Origin of the sequence: Staphylococcus gallinarum (assembly GCF_029774255.1) — a bacterium.
In the GTDB taxonomy this organism is placed as follows: Bacteria; Bacillota; Bacilli; order Staphylococcales; family Staphylococcaceae; genus Staphylococcus; species Staphylococcus gallinarum.
The window spans coordinates 135,092-155,892 of sequence record NZ_CP069082.1; the positions used below are offsets into that span (position 1 = coordinate 135,092).

The following is a 20,801-nucleotide window of genomic DNA, read 5'->3' on the forward strand; positions in this document are numbered from 1 at the left end:
GTATTGATCTTGTTAGCTCTTTAAAGCAGCTAAAATTTCTTGCTTAGTATCTTCAACACCAATGCCAGTTAAAAAGTTTCTTGCATTGATAACTGGGAAATCGTATTCTTTTTGAGTCATTGCAGTCGTTACTAATAAATCTGCTGTGTCAACATATGCACCGACTTCAGAAATTTTAATTTGCTTTAGATCTACTTTAATGTTGTGTTCCTTTGCCATTTCCTCAATTGCGTTATTGACTACAGTTGACGTTGCAATACCTGCACCACATGCTACTAATACTTGTTTCATAATAAATTCCTCCTGATTTGCGTATATCATACGCTATTTTAATTTTTGATATATTTAGTCACTTAATTCTGATTTGATTAATGTCACAATATCTTGCTCGTTTTTTGCGTTGACTAGTGTGGTTAACGTTTGTTGATTTTGAAAAATACCCATTAATTTTTGTAATAAGGATAACTGCGCTGCCTCTTTATCCATAGCAAGCATGAAAATTAACTTTACCTCGGTTGTTTCCTCTAACTCTCCCATGATGACAAATGGCACGGTATCCTTCAGTACAGCTATGCCAATCGATTTATCATTTACATGTTGAATGTCTGTATGTGGTATTGCTACAGCATAGGGTACAGTTGGTAAACCAGTAGCAAAGGATTTTTCTCTTTCTATAATGGCGTTTGGATAAGATGACTTTACGTCACCGTTGTCATACATTAAATTAGATAACTTCTTTAATGCTTCTTCACTTTGACTGGCTTCTAAATCAATGATGATATTAGCGGCATCAATCTTTATATCTTGCATCATAGTCATCACCTCTCTATCAATCTATATTTGAAAAACTGTGTATTATTTCAGTCACAGCTTTTTTAGTACTAGAATTTAAAATTTGTTCAATACTTGTCTGATCTTGTGCCAAATCACGAAGTTGTAATAATGGACGTAAATGCTTGAATTTATCAGTTGCTGCAATCACAACAAAGATATGAACCTCATGATTCGTGCTGAGTTTGATAGGCTCTTCTAATATCAACATGCTCATACAGGTTCGATGAACATTACTTTTGTTTTCAGCATGAGGAATAGCAATGCTTTGATTAATGACCATATAAGTATCATCAAAGCTTTCTATCATCTGTTTGATATAACTTGGATCTACATAACCGTATTCAATTAATGGAGAAGCGGTTAACTGTATTGCTTCGTTAACATCGTCGACATGTGGCATAAATTGGATATGCTTATGTGTGATTAAATCTTCTAAATTTATCAAGTTATTTATTGAAACAGATGAGGCATTAATTGATGAATAGGTATTCATTTCGTTAAATTGCGCCTTCATATCATCGATAAGTGCAGATTCATCATGAATCTCAGTGTGTTTTCTAATAGTAGATAACAATCGATCGATTTGAACGTCGGTCTCAAATGAATTATTGAGTTGCCCTAAAACATGTTGCCGTAGTTCTTGCTTTTCTCGAGTTGTTAACATGGCTTTTGTAATATGCAATTTTTTATCAGTGTCGATATGCATTGGAGAAAATACAATGTCAAAATCTAATGCATAATGGTTAAATTCACGTAAAGATAAAGCATCAAGGAAAATAAATTCAGGAAATACATTACGCAACTCTTGTAACATCAATTGGGAGATTGAAGTACCTTGAGTACAAACTACAACCGCCTTTACTTTGCTATCAATATCTTCATCTTGGTTTCTAAGTGTCCCACCAATCAATATGGTCAGATAGGCAATTTCATTATCCGGAATAGGTTGCTTTAATATCGCTTCCATAGGTTTTGATGAAATTTTTACAAGATGAAACAATTCTTTATAATCCTCTTTCAGACTATTCTGTAAACTATCGATATCAGAAAGTGAATATTTGATTCTGTAAAATGCTGGCTTCATATGCAACATTAGACGATTAATGAGACCTTGTTTGTCTTCGAAAGTGATAAATGTAAGTTTTTCAAATTGAGCTATCATTTCTTGTAATGCATTTTTTAAATCTGGCAAATAGGCTGCATCATTTACATCCGACCACTGTACGCTTGTAGACAATAATTGTAAGGTGATAAATAACTTTTCTTGCCTTGGAATATCATGTTGTTCTGAAATGAGAATTTCTGTAGCTTGATATTCTTCTGTATCCGAAAGTGCCTCATATTCTATAGAGAATGGGTGAACCACTTTGTTATGTTGGATTCGATTAATGATCAAGAACAGTTTGTAACGCAATGTTGCAGTACTTTGATCGATAAATTTATTTTCCAAATATTGTTCAATCTTACTTATTTGCTCATCAATTGTTACCAAATCGTTTTCAGATAAATTAAGGCACTTTAGAATCATTTCTTTAGAAATATTTAATTGAAACACTTTGTCAATAAGTGCAGTAAGTAAATTCCTAAGTTCGAATTCCTGCCCTTTTAAGTAATAACCATCCTGCCTAGTATATTTCAGTTCAATATTATAGGAAGTGAGTAGTTGCTTTGTTCGTTTCAAATCATTGAGAACTGTGTTTTTGCTAACTTGTAAATCTATTGAAAAATGATTTAACGAAAGTAATTCATCTTCTCTAAATAGTATTAATAAAATGAGATAAGCACGTTGTTCAGAAGTGTAAAAGTGGTCCTCGTTTGTAGACTTAATTGTTGTGGGGACATTAATCCACTGTTTTACCTTTTCATCTACGATAAAAAAACCTTGGCTCGTACGTTCAATTTCAGGATAATCTTGTTCAATTAACCAATCGTTTATCTTTTGTATGCGATAACCAAGTTGTCTCCGAGAAATATTAAATTTTTGTTCTAATTCTTTGCCTTTAACATTCGGATTATTGGCCATTTCAGTTATAAGGCTTAAATTTTCGGATTGAATATTCGACACCTCCTACGTTGTGATTGGTTTAAATTTAGCACAGGTCATCCAAGAGTTGTACAAGTGTTAGGCACAAAAGAATGCGGAGTTAATGTACATTATTGTGATGAATGTAATTAGAAGTTGGTATATAAAGGTTTAGGTAATAAATATTGTAATTATAAAATATCTAATATTCGCTATAATTTTTTAAGTTTAATATTGAAATTATTTATTTCATCCAAAATATAAGATGTGGAATTGTATACAATTACAATTAATTTTAAAGAGAATGTTAAACTAATGTAAATAAATGTTAGTTACTATTTTAATTTTTTTCTATTATTCTAAATTTAGATTGCGCAAACTTTAGTTTGATGATATCTTATTCTCAAAGGGTAATTATTCTTTTTAAAACAAGTGATTAGGGAGGATTTTTGATAAGTGAGAAAGTCGAAAAGATATGATTTTTTGCCGAACATCAATAACAAATACTCAATTCGAAAATTTACAGTAGGGACAGCATCAATTTTAGTTGGTGCAACACTAATCTTTGGCGCAGCGCATGATGAAGCGAAAGCAGCTGAAGATGCTAAAACAGAAGAAGGAGCTACAAGTAGCTCAAACGAATCTGATCAGCCTTCTTCTGAAACAGCAAACACAGGGGTAGAAACTACAGAACAAGCAACAGCTGAACAACCAACAACAGAAGAGTCAAGTACTGAAGAAAGTACAAAAGAAGAAGCAACGACAGAAGCACCAAGTACTGAAGAAAGCGCAAAAGAAGAAGTAACAACAGAAACACCAAGTACTGAAGAAAGTACAAAAGAAGAAGCAACAACAGAAGCACCAAGTACTGAAGAAAGCACAAAAGAAGAAACAACAACAGAAGCACCAAGTACTGAAGAAAGCACAAAAGAAGAAACAACAACAGAAGCACCAAGTACTGAAGAAAGCACAAAAGAAGAAACAACAACAGAAGCACCAAGTACTGAAGAAAGTACAAAAGAAGAAACAACAACAGAAGCACCAAGTACTGAAGAAAGTACAAAAGAAGAAGTAACAACAGAAGCACCAAAAGCTGAAGAAAGTACAAAAGAAGAAGTAACAACAGAAGCACCAGCTTCACAAAAAACTACTGCAGACAGTGTAAATGTAACTTCAAATGATGCTGATATCACAAAGGTTACTGACGAAAAATCAGCAGTAGAATATTATGCACAAGCTGCTAATGTATCAGAAAGTGATGCAGAACAAGCAGTTAGCAATTTGAACTTAGATTCAGACAACTTAACTTCACAAGAATTACAATTTGCATTGATTAATCAATTAGCTAACGCGCAAGATGCAAATACTACATTAGCAACTGCTGCTAGAGTTGCTCCTCAAAATGAAGAAGCAATTACATTAGCTGCAAATGACCAAATGACAACATTAGCTACAACTAATAATTCACAAATTATTGAAGCAGATGCAATAGCGAATGGTTACATTAATTCAGCAACTGACGCTACAAATGCTGCAAATACTTTGTCAGGTCGTGCATGGATTGTAGATAAAGGGACACCTTCTACAATGTCTAACGGTTTAACAGCAGTGCCAGAAGGTACTAATGTTTACTTACAATGGATTGATAAAGACGGTGCAGTATCACCAACTTATGTAGCTAAAACGACTAACCAATTAAGTGATTTAGACGGTTCTCAAGTAGGCCCAGGTGCATATGCATTTGACTTAAGAGATGGATGGACAGATGCTTACGGTACACATCATTTATATACTGCTAATGATGGACAATATTACCGTTTATGGATTGAAGATTTCCAAACAGCAAATGGTAATACGGCGACTATGATTCGTCAAGCTGGTGGATTCTTCCCAGGTTCATATGTTAACTCTGTGACAAGCTCAAACTTAGGACAATTCCCATTAATTGGTGTCAACATGCAACGTACAGGTATCTATATGGGTATTGAACCTGAAGGTGGATACATGACGACTGACCGTTCAGAGTGGATTCATGATACAGAAGGTCCATTAAGCGCGCCATCAGTATCATTAAGTGCGAAAAACAGTATTTCAGGTCAAGTTTGGTTCGAGACAGGTGCTGGGGATAGAGCAAACTCAGGTACTGGACCAAATAATAATATCGATGATCCAGAAGCAGCTGGTTATACAGTTGTAATGTCATCATTAACTGCAGAAGGTGCGCAAGCATATAAAGATCAAGTTGAGAGCTTACCAGAATCAGAAAGAGCAGATGCTGCAAAAACATTATTAACTGATCATCCGGAATATATTTCAGCTACAGTTTATGGTGAAACTGATGAAGATGGTAGATATACATTACGTTTCCCATCAGGTACTTTGGATGACGATTACATCTATGGTTATGTTATGAATCCAGATGGTGAAGTAGTAAGTTCATACTCATCATATACTAGTCCTGAATTTAGAAAACCAAATAGTAATTTATCATGGACACCACAAACAGCTCCAGCGCAAAACTTAGTTCAAAATCCAATGTGGTATAACGTGAACTTTGCATTAGTACCTACAACTGATTTAGGTATTGAAATTATAGATTTCAATAATACTGATAAACCAGCAATTGCTGGCGACGAAGTTCATATTGATTTAACAGGTACAAAATTATCACCATTACCAACACACATTGAGTGGAGAGATAAAGATGGTAATGTTGTTCAACAAACTGGCGATATCACATCACTTGAAGATGGGGAACAACAAGCTACATTTGTAGTACCAGATACTGCTCAAGAAGGTGACATTTACACTGCCGTTATCGTTTCAGGTGGTAATGATGTTGCAGCAGATTCTTTCGTAGTAAAAGTATTAGAAACACGTAACTACGATCCAACAACAACAGGTGTAGAAAAACCATATGGTGAAGCAACAACTTCAGACGATGTAACAGGTGCAGTAACAGTTCCTGGATATCCAACAGATGGACAACAACCAACAATCACAGTGGATGATCCAACACAATTACCAGATGGCACAACACCAGGTACATCACAAGTAGATGTAACAGTAACATATCCAGATGGCTCAACAGATCACATCCAAGTACCAGTAACAGTGGGTGAACAAGCAGATAATGATGCTTATGAACCAACATCACCAGGTGTAGAAAAACCATACGGTGAAGCTACTACTTCAGAAGATGTGACAGGATCAGTAACAGTTCCTGGATACCCAGCGGATGAAGAACAACCAACAATCACAGTGGATGATCCAACACAATTACCAGATGGCACAACACCAGGTACATCACAAGTAGATGTAACGGTAACATATCCAGATGGCACAACAGATCATATCCAAGTACCAGTAACAGTGGGTGAACAAGCAGATAATGATGCTTATGAACCAACATCACCAGGTGTAGAAAAACCATACGGTGAAGCAACAACTTCAGACGATGTGACAGGATCAGTAACAGTTCCTGGATACCCAGCGGATGAAGAACAACCAACAATTACAGTGGATGATCCAACACAATTACCAGATGGCACAACACCAGGTACATCACAAGTAGATGTAACGGTAACATATCCAGATGGCACAACAGATCACATCCAAGTGCCAGTAACAGTGGGAGCAGATACAGTAGCACCAGATGCACCAACAGTGAATGTTCCAGAAGCAGGAGCAGATACAGTAACTGGAACAGGAGATGAACCAGGAAATACAATCACTGTAACATTCCCAGATGGCACAACAGGAACAGGAACAGTAGGTGAAGATGGAAGCTGGAGTGTAGAGGTACCAGAAGGTACAGAATTAAATAACGGTGATGAAGTCACAGCAGTTGAAACAGACGACGCAGGCAATGTATCAAACGAAGGTACAGCAACAGTTGTGGATACAACAGCACCAGATGCACCAACAGTGAATGTCCCAGAAGCAGGAGCAGATACAGTAACTGGAACAGGAGATGAACCAGGAAATACAATCACTGTAACATTCCCAGATGGCACAACAGGAACAGGAACAGTAGGTGAAGATGGAAGCTGGAGCGTAGACGTACCAGAAGGTACAGAATTAAATAATGGTGATGAAGTCACAGCAGTTGAAACAGACGACGCAGGTAATGTATCAGACGAAGGTACAGCAACGGTTGTAGACACAACAGCACCAGAAGCACCAACAGTAAACGTCCCAGAAGCAGGATCAGATACAGTAACTGGAACTGGAAGTGAACCTGGAAATACAATTACTGTAACATTCCCAGATGGCACAACAGGAACAGGTACAGTCGGTGAAGATGGAAGCTGGAGCGTAGACGTACCAGAAGGTACAGAATTAAATAATGGTGATGAAGTCACAGCAGTTGAAACAGATGACGCAGGTAATGTATCAGACGAAGGATCAGCAATAGTTGTTGATGATAGTGACGCAGATGCCGATGCTGATGCAGACTCTGACTCAGACGCAGACAGTGACTCAGATGCAGACTCTGACTCAGACGCAGACAGTGACTCAGATGCAGACTCTGACTCAGACGCAGACAGTGACTCAGATGCGGACTCTGATTCAGATGCGGACAGCGACTCAGATGCAGACTCTGACTCAGATGCAGACAGTGACTCAGATGCGGACTCAGATTCAGATGCGGACAGTGACTCAGATGCGGACGCTGATTCAGATGCGGACTCAGATTCAGATGCGGACAGTGACTCAGATGCGGACTCTGACTCAGACGCAGACAGTGACTCAGATGCAGACTCAGATTCAGATGCGGACTCTGACTCAGATGCGGACAGCGACTCAGATGCAGACTCAGATTCAGATGCAGACTCAGATTCAGACGCAGACAGTGACTCAGATGCAGACTCAGATTCAGATGCGGACGCTGATGCAGATTCAGACGCAGATAGTGACTCAGATGCGGATGCTGATGCAGATTCAGACGCAGATAGTGACTCAGACGCGGACGCTGATGCAGATTCAGACGCAGATAGTGACTCAGACGCGGATGCTGATGCAGATTCAGACGCAGATAGTGACTCAGACGCGGATGCTGATGCAGATTCAGACGCAGATAGTGACTCAGACGCGGATGCTGATGCAGATTCAGACGCAGATAGCGACTCAGATGCGGATGCTGATGCAGATTCAGACGCAGATAGTGACTCAGACGCGGATGCTGATGCAGATTCAGACGCAGACAGTGACTCAGATGCAGACTCAGATTCAGATGCGGACGCTGATGCAGATTCAGACGCAGATAGTGACTCAGATGCGGATGCGGATGCAGATTCAGACGCAGATAGTGACTCAGACGCGGACGCTGATGCAGATTCAGACGCAGATAGCGACTCAGATGCGGACGCTGATGCAGATTCAGACGCAGATAGTGACTCAGACGCGGATGCTGATGCAGATTCAGACGCAGATAGTGACTCAGATGCTGATGCAGATTCAGACGCAGATAGCGACTCAGATGCGGATGCTGATGCAGATTCAGACGCAGATAGTGACTCAGACGCGGATGCTGATGCAGATTCAGACGCAGATAGTGACTCAGACGCGGATGCTGATGCAGATTCAGACGCAGACAACGGATCAAATGCAAATACAGGTAGCGATGTAGATGCAAATAGTGGTTCAAATACAGACATGAATTCTAATAATAATTCAAATAGCGATACTACTTCTAATGACAATAGCCAAAATAATGATCAACAAGATAATGGAAAACAAGATAGCAAATCTTTACCTGATACAGGTGAAACGACTAACCAAAACGGTACTATCTTCGGTTCATTATTCGCAGCACTTGGTTCATTATTATTGTTCAGAAGACGTAATAAAAAGAATGAAGACAAATAATAATTATTATTAATGTTAGGCCGGGCCTTAAGGTCCGGCTTATTTTTTGAAATAAGCAAATAAATTTGTGTTATATTATATACATAATAAATTGTTTGAAACTTAAAAGGTTAATTCATAAATAGATTATACATTTAATTGTGGGAGGTTAATAAATGAATATTGAAAGTAGGATAAAAAAACTTGTAAATCACATTGAGAAGTCTCAAATCTCATTTCAATATGCTTTTTTAAGTTTAGGAAAGCCAAACATTAAAGCGAATGTAAAGTTGCTTAAAAATCCAAGGTATTTAGAACGAGATATCTTAAAACAATGTCAAAAATTCTATAAAAAATCTGGAGAACAAGCAAAATGGGTCAAAGTAGATTTAGTAACTGAAACTGAAAATATATTATTTGATCAAGTCGTTCATCATCTCATTGAGCGACGTAGAAATTATATTGATTATGGTATTGCGCTCGATAAATTTTGGAATCTGACATTTTTACCGGAAGAAATTAATGTTAATGCTTTTGTTCGTCCATCGAAAAAAGTAAAAGGTGAATTTATTTTGTCAGAGGATAATATCAACAATTATTTAAGAAAATATACAAATCAAAAGAAAGCATTCACAATAGACTCTTATCAAGGTAAAGAGATAACAAAGTTTTATACTCAAGGCTTTATTCTAGATGAAAATGACGTTTTTGAACTAGGTGATAGAGGACTAACTAGGGGCTTAAGAAAAGTTGATAATCTACATACAGAAATTGATAAATTGATTGATCGCAGCGTAGATTTTTTAAATGGTATGATGCAAGAAAATGGTAAGTACATCTATGGTTATTTCCCGCATTTTGACAAAAATATAAATTTCTACAATAACTTACGTCACTCTTCATCTACTTATGCATTAATTGAAGGTTTAACTTATTTAAATAAGGATGTTAAAACAGCGGAAAAGGCAATAGAGTATTTAATGCGTCATTATCTATATGAGAAGGATAATGCAGGATATATTTTTGATGATACTAATGATATGAATGAGATAAAATTAGGCCAAAATGCAGCCTTTATCTTTGCTATATGTGAATATCTAAAAGTTAACCCGGGAAATAAATCATATTTAAGTGCTGCACAAAGTGTCGCAAAAGGTATATTTAATATGATTAATCAAAATACTGGTGAAACGGTGCACGTATTAAACTATCCTGAGTTAACAGTTAAAGAAGCAAACCGTATTGTATACTATGACGGGGAAGCAGCATTGGCATTATTACGTTTGTATCAAATTGACCAAAATCCACAATGGTTAGAAACAGTGAAATTATTATTTGAACATTTTATCGCAAATGACTACTGGAAATATCATGATCACTGGTTAGGCTATTGTACAAATGAATTAGTTCAAATTGAACCTGCAGAGAAATATTACCGTTTTGGTATACAAAACGTAAGTGGTTATTTAGATTATATGCAACAGCGTGAGACGACATATCCTACATTCTTGGAAATGCTTATGGCAACATACCATTTAGTTAAAAAGGCAAAAGAAACTGGGTATAATCATATTGTAGAAGAATTACTAGATGAAGAAAAATTTATGAAAACAATTCACATTCGAGCTGATTATGAAAGAACTGGTTTCTTCTATCCAGAAATTGGCATGTACTTTAAAAATCCTGCTAGAATATTAAATAGTTTCTTCATCAAACACCATGGATATCGTGTGCGTATTGATGATATAGAGCACTATGTATCTGGTTATGTACAATATCAAAAGGCATTTAAACCTTCTAATTAAAATTAAGTAATAATTCGATTTTGAGGATGATAGTATGACTGAAAACAATAAACATACAGATGAGCTAAAACAATCAAATCATGAAAAAAGTGAAACAAATGAGCCTGAAAAAAGCGCAATAGACAAAGAGATTGAAGCAGAATTACTCCAGTATTTAGAGGATAGAAAGCAAGGCAAAGCAGAAGAAAAGCCAGAAAAAAAGAAGTATAAGACATTAATGTTTATAGCTCCGCTTGTGATTGCGGCAATTTATATTTACAAATATATTGGTCATCTTTTTTAATGAAAATGTATTATGCATTTGTTAAAGTTTAATACTTATTATGACTGAAAGTAATAAAAATAATTTTTTTTAGAATAAAGCAATATACCTTAATTATAAGATTTATTAATAAAAAGAGAGTTCATCCGTAAATATTGTGGATGAACTCTTTTTTTGAAATCGGATATAATTTTTTAAGTAATATGACTTTAGGTTATTTGGTAATGTGAAAATGGTATTGTTAATTAGCAATGTCATATTTACCTAAGAATAAGTCTTCAATAAACTCGATTGTATTATCATCTACATATTGATTTCTAAGCACTTTTAATAGTGTTGGTTTAGTGTGATTGAAAAAGCGTACGGGTGCGTGTTTCCCTCTTTTTATCATATTTGTATAGCGATTTAAAAATATTGTTAAGTAATTGATTTTTTGTTCATTTGATAATTGTGTTCGACTTTTTACGAAATCATAAACAGCAATATATATTTTGACTGCATCTCTTGGAGGCGTCTTTGTATTTGTTAATGCGACTTCGTCTTGTTGTTCATAAAAGTAATAATTTTTTTCATAACCTAATATAGAAATAGAATTAACTACACTATAAACCTGCATTAAGAACCAATTATCTTCTCTAACGCGAATGTTTTCAGGAAATCTTATACGATGTTGTTCTATAATATCGCGTTTAATTAATTTACCAATAACGTTCAAACTATTATATAATTTTGTATCTTCAAATTTAAGATTACTTATTGTAGAGGGAGAGTAGAATGCCGACCGACTTAATGGTCTGTTACTATTTTTAGCTCTAAAGTATGGTAAGCAAACCATATCATCTTGAGATTTATTTGCTGTGGCTATGGCATCGGCCAATGAATACTCTGTAATATAATCATCTGAGTCAATGAAGAGTATCCATTTACCTTTAGCAATATCAAGGGCCTTATTTCTCGGAACTGATGCGCCGCCAGAATTAACATCGCTTTCTAGAATAATTAAATTAGGAATCTGATTAACAAAGGTTTTCGCAACGTCTAATGAATTATCTGTAGATTTATCATCTGAAATGATAACCTCAACACGATTCATATCAAAAGATTGTAAAGAAAGATTATGTAACAACCGTTGTATACCATTTGCCCTATTATACAACGGTATAATAATAGAAATTTCTATAGTGCTAGTCATTGTTAAACCTCCTTAAAATTTAATTTTTGCTTTTAGTTCTTCTAAATCTGTATATGAAGTAAAGATAATTGTTTGTTCAGCACCTCTAATAAAGCCACTTTTATAATTTAAACCAAGAATGAACATATTGTTAAATTTAAACAAATCATATTTATAGGCCTTGTATAATTTAAATAAATCTAAAACAGAGTAACATTGACGTTCTTTCACTCGGAATCTACCGGTTAAATTGATCGCGATAGAATTAGAAAGGTCAAATTTTGAAATCAATGCTTCAGTATAACGTTTACGATTAGCAAAGTTTTTAAATAAGTAATCTACCAGTTCATATGTTTCAGAAGGGTGTGGTGATAAGGTCATGCTTTCTAGTAATGTAAACAAATCAGTTTGTTTGCCAGTATAATGTTTATCATTATTTGTAACCCATTCTTGCATTGTAATCGTCTCATTATCTAATTTATCGTCCATGGCCTTGAAGTAATATAATAATGGTCCCATACCTTCGATAGTTTGCGACTGTTCCACGTTGTGTGAACTTATGATGTCGTTAGTTTTATTATCTATAATCATATAGCTCTGACCAAGATGGCTCATTTCTTCAAAAATATCACCAAAATTATCGGCAAGTTCAAAATGCGTTAAACGTTGTGGCAATGCCTTAGCTATTTCTGGGAATTCAGTACCACCACTTGAAGATTTCAGTAATGCAAGTGAATCTTCATTACAAAGATGCATTAAATCATTCATTAATAAGTCTTTATTTGGATACCATGTGATATGTTTATTTCGAATTTTGTTTACAACTGGGCGTAAGTCATTATCTAAACAAAGTATGTAATCTGCATTAGAATGAGTTAAAACATCTACTAATTCTGCGTGAACTTCGGCAGATTTGTGCCCCAAGTCATTTATTTTACCTAAGGCGATAATTTTATTGCCCGTAAAAAATTGAGTTTGACTATTAAATGCATGTATTGCATTAATCATGGCAGGTAATGATGCATTGTGAGTATCATCAATTAGTGTGACATTATGAGATAATGTTTTGATTGGTTTCATAGCTAAGATTTTTGAAAATGGCTTAAATGATTCTACATATTCAGAATTAATAGGTAAATGTAATTCTTTAAGTGTTAAAAAGGCAGCTAATGCATTTGAAACCATTCCCTCACTGATCGTGTTCAATTTATATTTCTCTATACCTTGTATTTCATCTAATCCTAGTTCAATGTACCCTTTATGGTATTGAATGAATTCAGGAGAAAAATCTGAATCCGCAGTATGTTCTTTATGGTAAGTAAGTACATTTTGCGTGGATTCTAATGCTTTATCCTTTAAATAATCTGCAAACATTGTTTCACCATTAATAATAGCGATACCGTTGTGATTTAATCCTTTGAAAATACGCGCTTTTAATTCAGCAATTTGTTCTAACGATTGGAAAGTAGAGAAATGAGCAGCTCCAATACCCGTTACGATTGCAATATCTGGTCGTAAATAAATTGCAGTATTTTCTTTATTATTAATTGCATTCAAAGAAGTTTCAATAACTGCATAATCTGGGTTTTTAATTAGCTTTAACATATTAGCGTAAATTGCGGCTCTTATATTATTGTTTCCTCGATTTTCTAATACATGATAATCCTGTAGTAATGAACTAATTAACATTCTGGTTGAACTTTTGCCCATAGATCCAGTTATTGCAATGACTGGGTTATGGAATTGATTTCGAATATGAATAGCTAAAGTTTTGAGCGCTTTAACAGAATCGTCCACAATTAATTGTGGCACGTTATGTTCCATGCCTTCTACATAATTTTCAGTAATAATTAATCCAATATTTCCATTAGACTTATCGATTAAGTCATTACCTTCAGGGGCATTCTTGCTTCGTCCTAATTCCTTAGCCCATGTCACTTTATTAGGTGAAAAATAGGCTGTATTTTTACTTTTCACAAAACCATATATAGTTTCAAAATCATTGATGATATGATTTTCTTGACCAACTGCATCCATCAATCTACCTTTTACTATTTCTGCGATTTCCTTTACATACATTGAATAATTGAACCTCCATTTGTATATTACTTAGATTATACAATAAAACATTGTAGTAAGTATAAAAAATATTTAAAACAAACGCACACAATTTATTTATGTATTTCTTTACCTGATTATGAGTAAATGTTTTTATTTTTCAAACGATTTAATACCTTTAAAAAGGGTACGTGAGTACCAAAATAGTAGTAAGTCACATATTTTTGTAAGCGTTTACTTAAGTGGCGTGATTTATGAGAGATGGGGGAATATCTTATGGAAGATAAGGTAATGATTGTAACAGGTGGCAGCAGTGGTATGGGGAAAGCAATGGCGAAGAAATTTGCGGAAGAAGGAGCGAAAGTAGTTATTACCGGACGTTCGCTTGAAAAGCTAGAGCAAACTAAATTAGAAATAGAAAAATTTGATGGCCAAATATTATGTATTGATATGGATGTAAGAGATCCTGAACGTGTTCAATATACTGTTGATAAAACATTAAAACAATTTGGTCAAATAGATGGTTTGGTAAATAATGCAGCAGGAAACTTTATTTGTCCGGCAGAAGATTTATCTAAAAATGCATGGAACTCAGTAGTAGATATAGTATTAAATGGAACTTGGTATTGCACACAAGCCGTGGGAAAAGTATGGATAGAAAATAATTATCCTGGAAGAATACTGAACATGGTAGCTACATATGCATGGGGTGCAGGACCAGGTGTTGTGCATTCTGCTAGTGCAAAAGCAGGTGTATTAGCTATGACGAGAACATTAGCTGTTGAATGGGGATCAAAATATGGTATTTGTGTCAATGCAATTGCACCAGGGCCAATAGAAAATACAGGTGGTGCTGAAAGGCTAACACTTTCAGAAGATGCTAGACAACAAACGTTAGAAAGCGTACCAATTGGACGGATGGGCCAAGTAGATGAAATAGCCAATTTAGCATACTTTTTATTCTCAGAACATGCGAGTTATATTAATGGTGAGTGTATTACAATGGACGGTGGTCAATGGTTAAACAAAAATCCATTTTAAATAGTAATATGATTAAATAAAAAAATTATAATAGAGCCATTTTCTTTTTATTGAAAATGGCTTTTTTTATGTTACATAAAATGTATATAATTATGTATGTAGGGAAGACAATAATAACAGCGAATAAGTGTGAGGGGTGTTTATAATGGATGTCAGATTTCCAATAGGTGCATTAGAATTACCAGATAAAATTACATTACGCCATATAGATGAATGGTTAAATGAAATAGAACATTATATAGAAGATTTACGAGCAACCGTAATAGATTTAGATGAAGATGCTTTACAGAAAAAGTATCGTGAAGGAAGTTGGAATGTAAGAGAACTAGTGCATCACATAGCTGATTCACAATTAAATATGTATCAAAGATTAAAGCTGGCATTAACAGATGATAATCCTAAAGTAGTACCATTTAATCAAGATGAATGGATACAAACTAAAGATAATGACTTGCCGGTTCAAATATCTGTGCAGTTATTAGATGGTTTAAATAAAAGAATTGTAGCAGTTGGTAGAACGTTAAAAGAACAACAAATTAATAGAACTTTTTCATTAATTGGAGAAGGACCAATATCAGTTGGTGAAACAATTGCGAAATTATCATGGCATCAATCTCATCATTTAGCACATATCAAAATTGCATTATCATAGATAAATTAAGATACCATTTCTAAAAAGAGATGGTATTTTTAATTATTCATTTTTATATAGTGGAATATTATTTCTATTGAAAATTCCGTACCTTCATATTAGTTTTTTAAAAAAGTAAAAGAAGGATATTTTATTTACATATTACACAAATATTACAATGCACTATCCTAGAATGTAAGCAATTAGAGTTGGCATGAAAGTATTTTGAACTTTATTTGCTGTGTAGTTGAGGAAATTTTATGTAATTAGGATGTAAACTTGTGCCTGTTTTTTTCACCTCACTGTAACCTACGACCCTTTTATAGATGTTAGAGTGTAACTAGCAAATTAATCAAATAACTAATTACCTTATAGGAGGAATTTTTGAAAATGAAAAAAACATTAATCGCATCAACATTAGCAGTAGGTCTTGGAGTAACAGGAGTAGCAGCAGGAAACTCAGCGGACGCTGCTGAACAAGGAATTAATAAAGCAGAATTAGCACAATTAGCTCAATCAAATCCACAACAATTAAATGAATCTCCAATTCAAGAAGGTTCATATAACTATAACTTTACGCAAGACGGTGTAAACTATAACTTTAAATCAGACGGTGAAAACTTTACATGGAGTTACGGGGAAGGTTCAGGAGATAGCTCAAATACATCAGATCAAGCAGCACAAACTCAACAACCACAACAAGAAGCAGCTCCACAAACTGAACAAACTCAACAACCACAACAAGAAGCAACTACACAACAATCATCAACTCAACAAGAAACAACTACACAACAACAATCAACAAATAATTCAAGTAGTGAAGAATCAACTGGTTCATCAGTAAACGTAAATTCTCATTTACAACAAATTGCTCAACGTGAATCAGGTGGAGACTTAAAAGCTGTTAACCCATCAACAGGTGCAGCAGGTAAGTATCAATTCTTACAAAGTACTTGGGATTCAGTAGCACCTGCACAATATCAAGGTGTATCTCCAACAGAAGCACCTGAATCAGTACAAGATGCAGCAGCAGTTAAATTATATAACACAGCTGGTGCTTCACAATGGGTAACTGCATAATAATATAAAATATTTTAATATAAATCCCCTTGAACTCAATTAGAGTCAAGGGGAATTTTTTGGAAATTGTGATTTAAGAGGGAAGGGATAGTGCGTTTAATAAATAATGTTAACAAGTAAAAATGTAAATACTGATAAACAAATAGATGTAATAATGATAGCAATCAAAGGTTTGAATGCCCGGTGTCTTAAATCTTTTAAAGAAACATTAAGGCCTAATGCTACCATTGCCATAAGTAAACAAATAGTAGTTAGAAAGTTAACAACGTTCATGATTTCAGTTGGTATATTTATATAGGTGTTTATGATTGCCATTAGTATAAAACCGATTAAAAAATACGGTGTGTCAATACGCTGAGCATGATTAGTAGATTTATCTTTCACTTTCATTATAATAATCAAGATAATACTCACAGGAACTAGTAAGAATACGCGGCCTAATTTTCCTAATAAACCTATTTTTAAAGCAGTTTCACCAGAAAAATCAGCTGCTAAAATCACATGTGCAATTTCATGTAGACTTACACCAGACCACGCACCATAGATTTGTGGGGATATTGAAAATAGAGAATATATTAAGGTGTAACCTAATGAAAAAACAGTACCAATTAAGGCTATAATACCAATGCTGATTGCAGTGTCTTCTTCTTTGGATTTAAGAATTGGTGCAACTGCTGCGATTGCTGCTGCACCACATATTCCAGTTCCAATACCTAAAAGTAAAGTAAGACTCCGGTCACCTTTGATAAGGCGATTAATTAATAGAATAAATACAATACTAAATATAATCACACCACAATCTATGATTAATAAATGACTGCCGTTGCCAATTATGTCATTTATATTTAGCTTTAAACCATATAAAATAATCGCTAATTTTAATAATCGTTTGGAAGAAAAGGTAATGCCAGAACGGTATGTTTCTGGATAACCTTTAAAATGTCGATAGGCGATAGCGATTAAAATGGCAATTGATAAAGCACCAACATTATTCAGTAATGGTAACTGAGCACACAATAAACTAATAACTGTGATAATCAATGTGAATAGTAGTCCTAAATAAAATGATTTATTGTTAATAGATTTCATTTGAATGCGCCTCCTTAATAAAAAGTCTAGCACCATATATCTATAACGTTAAATATATATTATGTATGTTGGTTATAACAAAACTGTTATAATATATCTGGAATATAGCGATAGAGGTGAGACTATGGATCCATATAAAGTTTTAACAGAAGTAGTGAAAGCACAGAGTTTCACTAAAGCAGCAGAAAATTTATATACTTCACAACCATCAATTAGTAGAGATATCAAACGTTTAGAAAAAAGATATGATATAAAAATATTTGAGTTTAATCATAGTAAGATGAATCTGACTAATGATGGTAGAAAAATTTTTCGATATGCATTAAATCGTGAACAACTGGAAGCGGAACTTTGGCATGATTTAAAGGACCAACCGAATAAAGTGGCAGGAGAATTAACTGTTGGTAGTAGTTATACCTATGGTGAATATAAGCTGTCGCAGCATTTAACAGATTTAGCTTCACAATATCCTGATTTACATATACATGTAAGGCTAGATAATTCTGAAACGATGATTGAAAATATAAAAAATAATACAATTGATTTGGGTATAGTAGAAAAAGAGATTCAAGATCATATGATAAATAGTACTCGTATTGCCAAGGATGAAATGGTACTTATACGTAATCAATCTAAACCATCAAATCGTAATACATGCTTTATTAGAGAAAGAGGTTCAGGTACAAGAGTGTACCAAGAAATTGGTTTGTCTGAGTTGGGATTAAAACCATATTTAGTAGAAATTAATAATACGACATTGATCAAGCACATGGTTCATGCGGGGAATGGTTTTGCAATAGTTTCAAAATCCACGTTAACCCCTACAGATTATCAAGTATTAGATATAACACCGCTCAATATAGAACGTTATTTTTATTTGTTAACTCATAAAAATAAATATATCGACATGAATTTAGAAATTTTAATTGATAATTTACAGCATGGTTAGTATCTATGAAATATCATAAATGATTTTAAAAGTTACGTATAAAAGTTTGAAATAAAGAGATTATTAGTTCCTAATATAGAGATAATAACTAGTTGTTATCTTGTATAAATTCATTAGGAATCAAAAGTCATAATGATTGACTTGGAGTGTACTCTAAGGAGTATGATAACGATAAATAAAAACAATTTATAATTTGAAGCATGTATAGATGGTAAGATTGATGAAATCTTTAGGTTACATGAATAAAGAGGTAATAAAAATATGATGATATCAGAAGTTAGTAAAAGAATGAATATTAGTGTTGATACGTTACGTTATTACGAAAAAATTGGAATTATACCTAAAATTAGACGCAATGCTAATGGTATTCGGAATTATAGCCAAGATGATTTAAATTGGGTTAAATTAGCAAAATGTATGAGACAGTCCGGATTATCAATAGATGCATTATCTAAGTATATTGAATTATATCATCAAGGTGAGGAAACAAAGGATACACGGAGAGATATATTATATAAAGAAAGAGAAATTTTATTGGAAAATATAGAAGAAATGCAAGAAACTTTAACATTATTAAATACAAAAATAGCTATGTATGATAATGAAAATGTTCGTTTTATTAAAACATCTAAAAATAATAACAAGAACATAAATAAAGTGAATGGACGATAATAACATATAAGTAGTTTATAATAGAATTGACAATACTTTAGCATTCATATACAAAAAAGGTAGACGCTACATTAATTTGTGGCATCTACCTTTTCTTATATTTATAAATATTTATTGAGGAATGATTCTATACTGTTAAATGGTATTTTATCTAAATTATCATATAAATCGGTGTGAACGGCATCAGGAACAATCATCAATGATTTGTTGTCACCTGTTAAGTTACTATATGCAGTTTCACTGAAATATCTTGAGTGAGCATTATCACCGTGAACTAACAAAACAGCACTATTAATTTCATTACTATAGTCTAGTAAGTGAGAATTTAAGAATGATAAAGGCATGGTAATGTTCCAACCATTATTAGAGTTTAGTGAACGAGAATGGTAACCACGATCTGTCTTATAATAATCATGATAGCCACTTACAAATTCTGGTGCATCATTTGGTAAAAGATCTACAACACCACCATCTACGGCATATGAACTATTAACAAAATCAGTGATACGTTGTTGATTTAAAGAATGACGTTTCTTGTCTCGTTGTGCTGCACTATCTTCCTCATCAAAGTAACCATTTGCATTTACACGTGTCATATCATACATAGTTGAAGTGACAGTAGCTTTAATACGTGTATCAATAGCAGCAGCACTCAATGCCATACCGCCCCAACCACAAATGCCGATAATACCAATTCTGTTTGGATCGACTTTATCGTGAACGGATAAGAAATCTACAGCAGCTTGGAAATCTTCAGTATTGATATCTGGAGAAGCTACATTGCGTGGCGAACCAGTGCTTTCTCCAGTGTAAGAGGGATCGAAAGCTATAGAAAGAAATCCTCTTTCAGCCATAGTTTGTGCATATAGACCTGAAGCTTGTTCTTTTACAGCACCAAATGGACCACTAACTGCAAGCGCTGGTAATTTCTCCCCAGTTATATGCTGCGGTTCATATAAATCGGCAACAATCGTAATACCAAATCGATTTATAAATGTAACTTTTGTATGATTTACTTTCGTACTTTTTGGAAAAATTTTATCCCAATCCTGTGTTAATTCTGTATTTTCATTTTTCATATCTATAAACATCCTTTCTTAAATGTCCATGTAAATAGAGTTATTGAATATCCTACAATTTATACTTGTAATAATAAGGGAAGAGAATTGATATGTTAAATGCTTATATTGTAATTGCAGATATGCTTAAAAGGCATTGGCAAACGAATTATAAACGCTGTTTATAACAAATAATCAATGATAGTTTAATTATAAAAATGTATCAGTGGATTGTAATGAAATGTAGTATTATCCAGAAATAAGTTTGAAAGTAAATA

15 protein-coding genes are annotated in these 20,801 nt (G+C 34.0%); 8 read left to right on the plus strand and 7 right to left on the minus strand.

The window, feature by feature from the left end; translation table 11 throughout:
* Positions 1-12: 12 nt before the first annotated feature.
* From JN168_RS00580 to JN168_RS00590, 3 genes are read right to left on the minus strand one after another with little or no spacing between them, the layout of a single operon-like run.
* Positions 13-291 carry a PTS sugar transporter subunit IIB gene (locus tag JN168_RS00580; protein ID WP_042737911.1) on the minus strand — a complete coding sequence of 93 codons (279 nt, stop codon included), beginning with the start codon at positions 289-291 and terminating at the stop codon, positions 13-15.
* 54 nt (positions 292-345) lie between these two features.
* Positions 346-810, minus strand: a complete 465-nt coding sequence (locus tag JN168_RS00585) for a PTS sugar transporter subunit IIA (RefSeq protein ID WP_042737912.1) — start codon at positions 808-810, stop codon at positions 346-348.
* 19 nt (positions 811-829) lie between these two features.
* Positions 830-2,899 carry a BglG family transcription antiterminator gene (locus JN168_RS00590; RefSeq protein WP_279526064.1) on the minus strand — a complete coding sequence of 690 codons (2,070 nt, stop codon included), beginning with the start codon at positions 2,897-2,899 and terminating at the stop codon, positions 830-832.
* A 414-nt stretch (positions 2,900-3,313) separates the two neighbouring features.
* Here JN168_RS00590 and JN168_RS00595 point away from each other — a divergent pair, with 414 nt between their 5' ends.
* From JN168_RS00595 to JN168_RS00610, 3 genes are all read left to right on the plus strand, one after another.
* Positions 3,314-8,728, plus strand: coding sequence for an Ig-like domain-containing protein (locus tag JN168_RS00595; RefSeq protein WP_424141393.1), 5,415 nt, complete (start codon positions 3,314-3,316; stop codon positions 8,726-8,728).
* A gap of 155 nt (positions 8,729-8,883) precedes the next feature.
* The gene (locus tag JN168_RS00605; RefSeq protein ID WP_042739547.1) at positions 8,884-10,512 is read left to right on the plus strand and encodes a poly(glycerol-phosphate) alpha-glucosyltransferase; all 1,629 of its coding nucleotides are present in this window, start codon (positions 8,884-8,886) and stop codon (positions 10,510-10,512) included.
* Between the two features lie 34 nt (positions 10,513-10,546).
* Positions 10,547-10,795 carry a hypothetical protein gene (locus JN168_RS00610; protein WP_042739548.1) on the plus strand — a complete coding sequence of 83 codons (249 nt, stop codon included), beginning with the start codon at positions 10,547-10,549 and terminating at the stop codon, positions 10,793-10,795.
* A gap of 220 nt (positions 10,796-11,015) precedes the next feature.
* Here JN168_RS00610 and JN168_RS00615 read toward each other — a convergent pair whose 3' ends face one another.
* Positions 11,016-11,966 carry a glycosyltransferase family 2 protein gene (locus JN168_RS00615; protein ID WP_042739549.1) on the minus strand — a complete coding sequence of 317 codons (951 nt, stop codon included), beginning with the start codon at positions 11,964-11,966 and terminating at the stop codon, positions 11,016-11,018.
* A 12-nt stretch (positions 11,967-11,978) separates the two neighbouring features.
* On the minus strand, positions 11,979-14,024 hold the full coding sequence (locus JN168_RS00620; protein ID WP_042739550.1) for a Mur ligase family protein: 2,046 nt from the start codon (positions 14,022-14,024) through the stop codon (positions 11,979-11,981).
* Positions 14,025-14,279: 255 nt separating this feature from the next.
* Here JN168_RS00620 and fadH point away from each other — a divergent pair, with 255 nt between their 5' ends.
* From fadH to JN168_RS00635, 3 genes are all read left to right on the plus strand, one after another.
* On the plus strand, positions 14,280-15,044 hold the full coding sequence (gene fadH, locus JN168_RS00625; protein ID WP_107590167.1) for a 2,4-dienoyl-CoA reductase: 765 nt from the start codon (positions 14,280-14,282) through the stop codon (positions 15,042-15,044).
* Between the two features lie 145 nt (positions 15,045-15,189).
* Positions 15,190-15,696, plus strand: a complete 507-nt coding sequence (locus JN168_RS00630; protein ID WP_229366674.1) for a YfiT family bacillithiol transferase — start codon at positions 15,190-15,192, stop codon at positions 15,694-15,696.
* A gap of 369 nt (positions 15,697-16,065) precedes the next feature.
* Complete coding sequence (locus JN168_RS00635; protein WP_232139022.1) at positions 16,066-16,755, plus strand: transglycosylase family protein; 690 nt, start codon at positions 16,066-16,068, stop codon at positions 16,753-16,755.
* Between the two features lie 96 nt (positions 16,756-16,851).
* Here the strand turns inward: JN168_RS00635 and JN168_RS00640 are convergent, their stop codons facing one another.
* The gene (locus JN168_RS00640) at positions 16,852-17,844 is read right to left on the minus strand and encodes a YeiH family protein (protein ID WP_042739554.1); all 993 of its coding nucleotides are present in this window, start codon (positions 17,842-17,844) and stop codon (positions 16,852-16,854) included.
* A 124-nt stretch (positions 17,845-17,968) separates the two neighbouring features.
* Between JN168_RS00640 and JN168_RS00645 the strand changes: the two genes are divergently transcribed.
* On the plus strand, positions 17,969-18,793 hold the full coding sequence (locus tag JN168_RS00645; protein WP_042739555.1) for a LysR substrate-binding domain-containing protein: 825 nt from the start codon (positions 17,969-17,971) through the stop codon (positions 18,791-18,793).
* A 261-nt stretch (positions 18,794-19,054) separates the two neighbouring features.
* Entirely contained in the window at positions 19,055-19,465 is a 411-nt protein-coding gene (locus JN168_RS00650) for a MerR family transcriptional regulator (RefSeq protein ID WP_042739556.1), read from the plus strand.
* Between the two features lie 101 nt (positions 19,466-19,566).
* Here JN168_RS00650 and JN168_RS00655 read toward each other — a convergent pair whose 3' ends face one another.
* Positions 19,567-20,544 (minus strand): alpha/beta hydrolase, encoded by a 978-nt coding sequence (locus JN168_RS00655; protein ID WP_042739557.1) that lies wholly within the window; start codon positions 20,542-20,544, stop codon positions 19,567-19,569.
* Between the last annotated feature and the right edge of the window lie 257 nt (positions 20,545-20,801).

What these genes read in the sequence shown, in the direction of transcription:
- JN168_RS00620 (WP_042739550.1), bottom strand. Translation starts at nt 14,024, where the DNA reads ATGTATGTAAAGGAAATCGCAGAAATAGTAAAAGGTAGATTGATGGAT.
- JN168_RS00610 (WP_042739548.1), top strand. Translation starts at nt 10,547, where the DNA reads ATGACTGAAAACAATAAACATACAGATGAGCTAAAACAATCAAATCAT.
- fadH (WP_107590167.1), top strand. Translation starts at nt 14,280, where the DNA reads ATGGAAGATAAGGTAATGATTGTAACAGGTGGCAGCAGTGGTATGGGG.
- JN168_RS00615 (WP_042739549.1), bottom strand. Translation starts at nt 11,966, where the DNA reads ATGACTAGCACTATAGAAATTTCTATTATTATACCGTTGTATAATAGG.
- JN168_RS00640 (WP_042739554.1), bottom strand. Translation starts at nt 17,844, where the DNA reads ATGAAATCTATTAACAATAAATCATTTTATTTAGGACTACTATTCACA.
- JN168_RS00650 (WP_042739556.1), top strand. Translation starts at nt 19,055, where the DNA reads ATGATGATATCAGAAGTTAGTAAAAGAATGAATATTAGTGTTGATACG.
- JN168_RS00605 (WP_042739547.1), top strand. Translation starts at nt 8,884, where the DNA reads ATGAATATTGAAAGTAGGATAAAAAAACTTGTAAATCACATTGAGAAG.
- JN168_RS00635 (WP_232139022.1), top strand. Translation starts at nt 16,066, where the DNA reads ATGAAAAAAACATTAATCGCATCAACATTAGCAGTAGGTCTTGGAGTA.
- JN168_RS00630 (WP_229366674.1), top strand. Translation starts at nt 15,190, where the DNA reads ATGGATGTCAGATTTCCAATAGGTGCATTAGAATTACCAGATAAAATT.
- JN168_RS00655 (WP_042739557.1), bottom strand. Translation starts at nt 20,544, where the DNA reads ATGAAAAATGAAAATACAGAATTAACACAGGATTGGGATAAAATTTTT.
- JN168_RS00645 (WP_042739555.1), top strand. Translation starts at nt 17,969, where the DNA reads ATGGATCCATATAAAGTTTTAACAGAAGTAGTGAAAGCACAGAGTTTC.
- JN168_RS00580 (WP_042737911.1), bottom strand. Translation starts at nt 291, where the DNA reads ATGAAACAAGTATTAGTAGCATGTGGTGCAGGTATTGCAACGTCAACT.
- JN168_RS00585 (WP_042737912.1), bottom strand. Translation starts at nt 810, where the DNA reads ATGCAAGATATAAAGATTGATGCCGCTAATATCATCATTGATTTAGAA.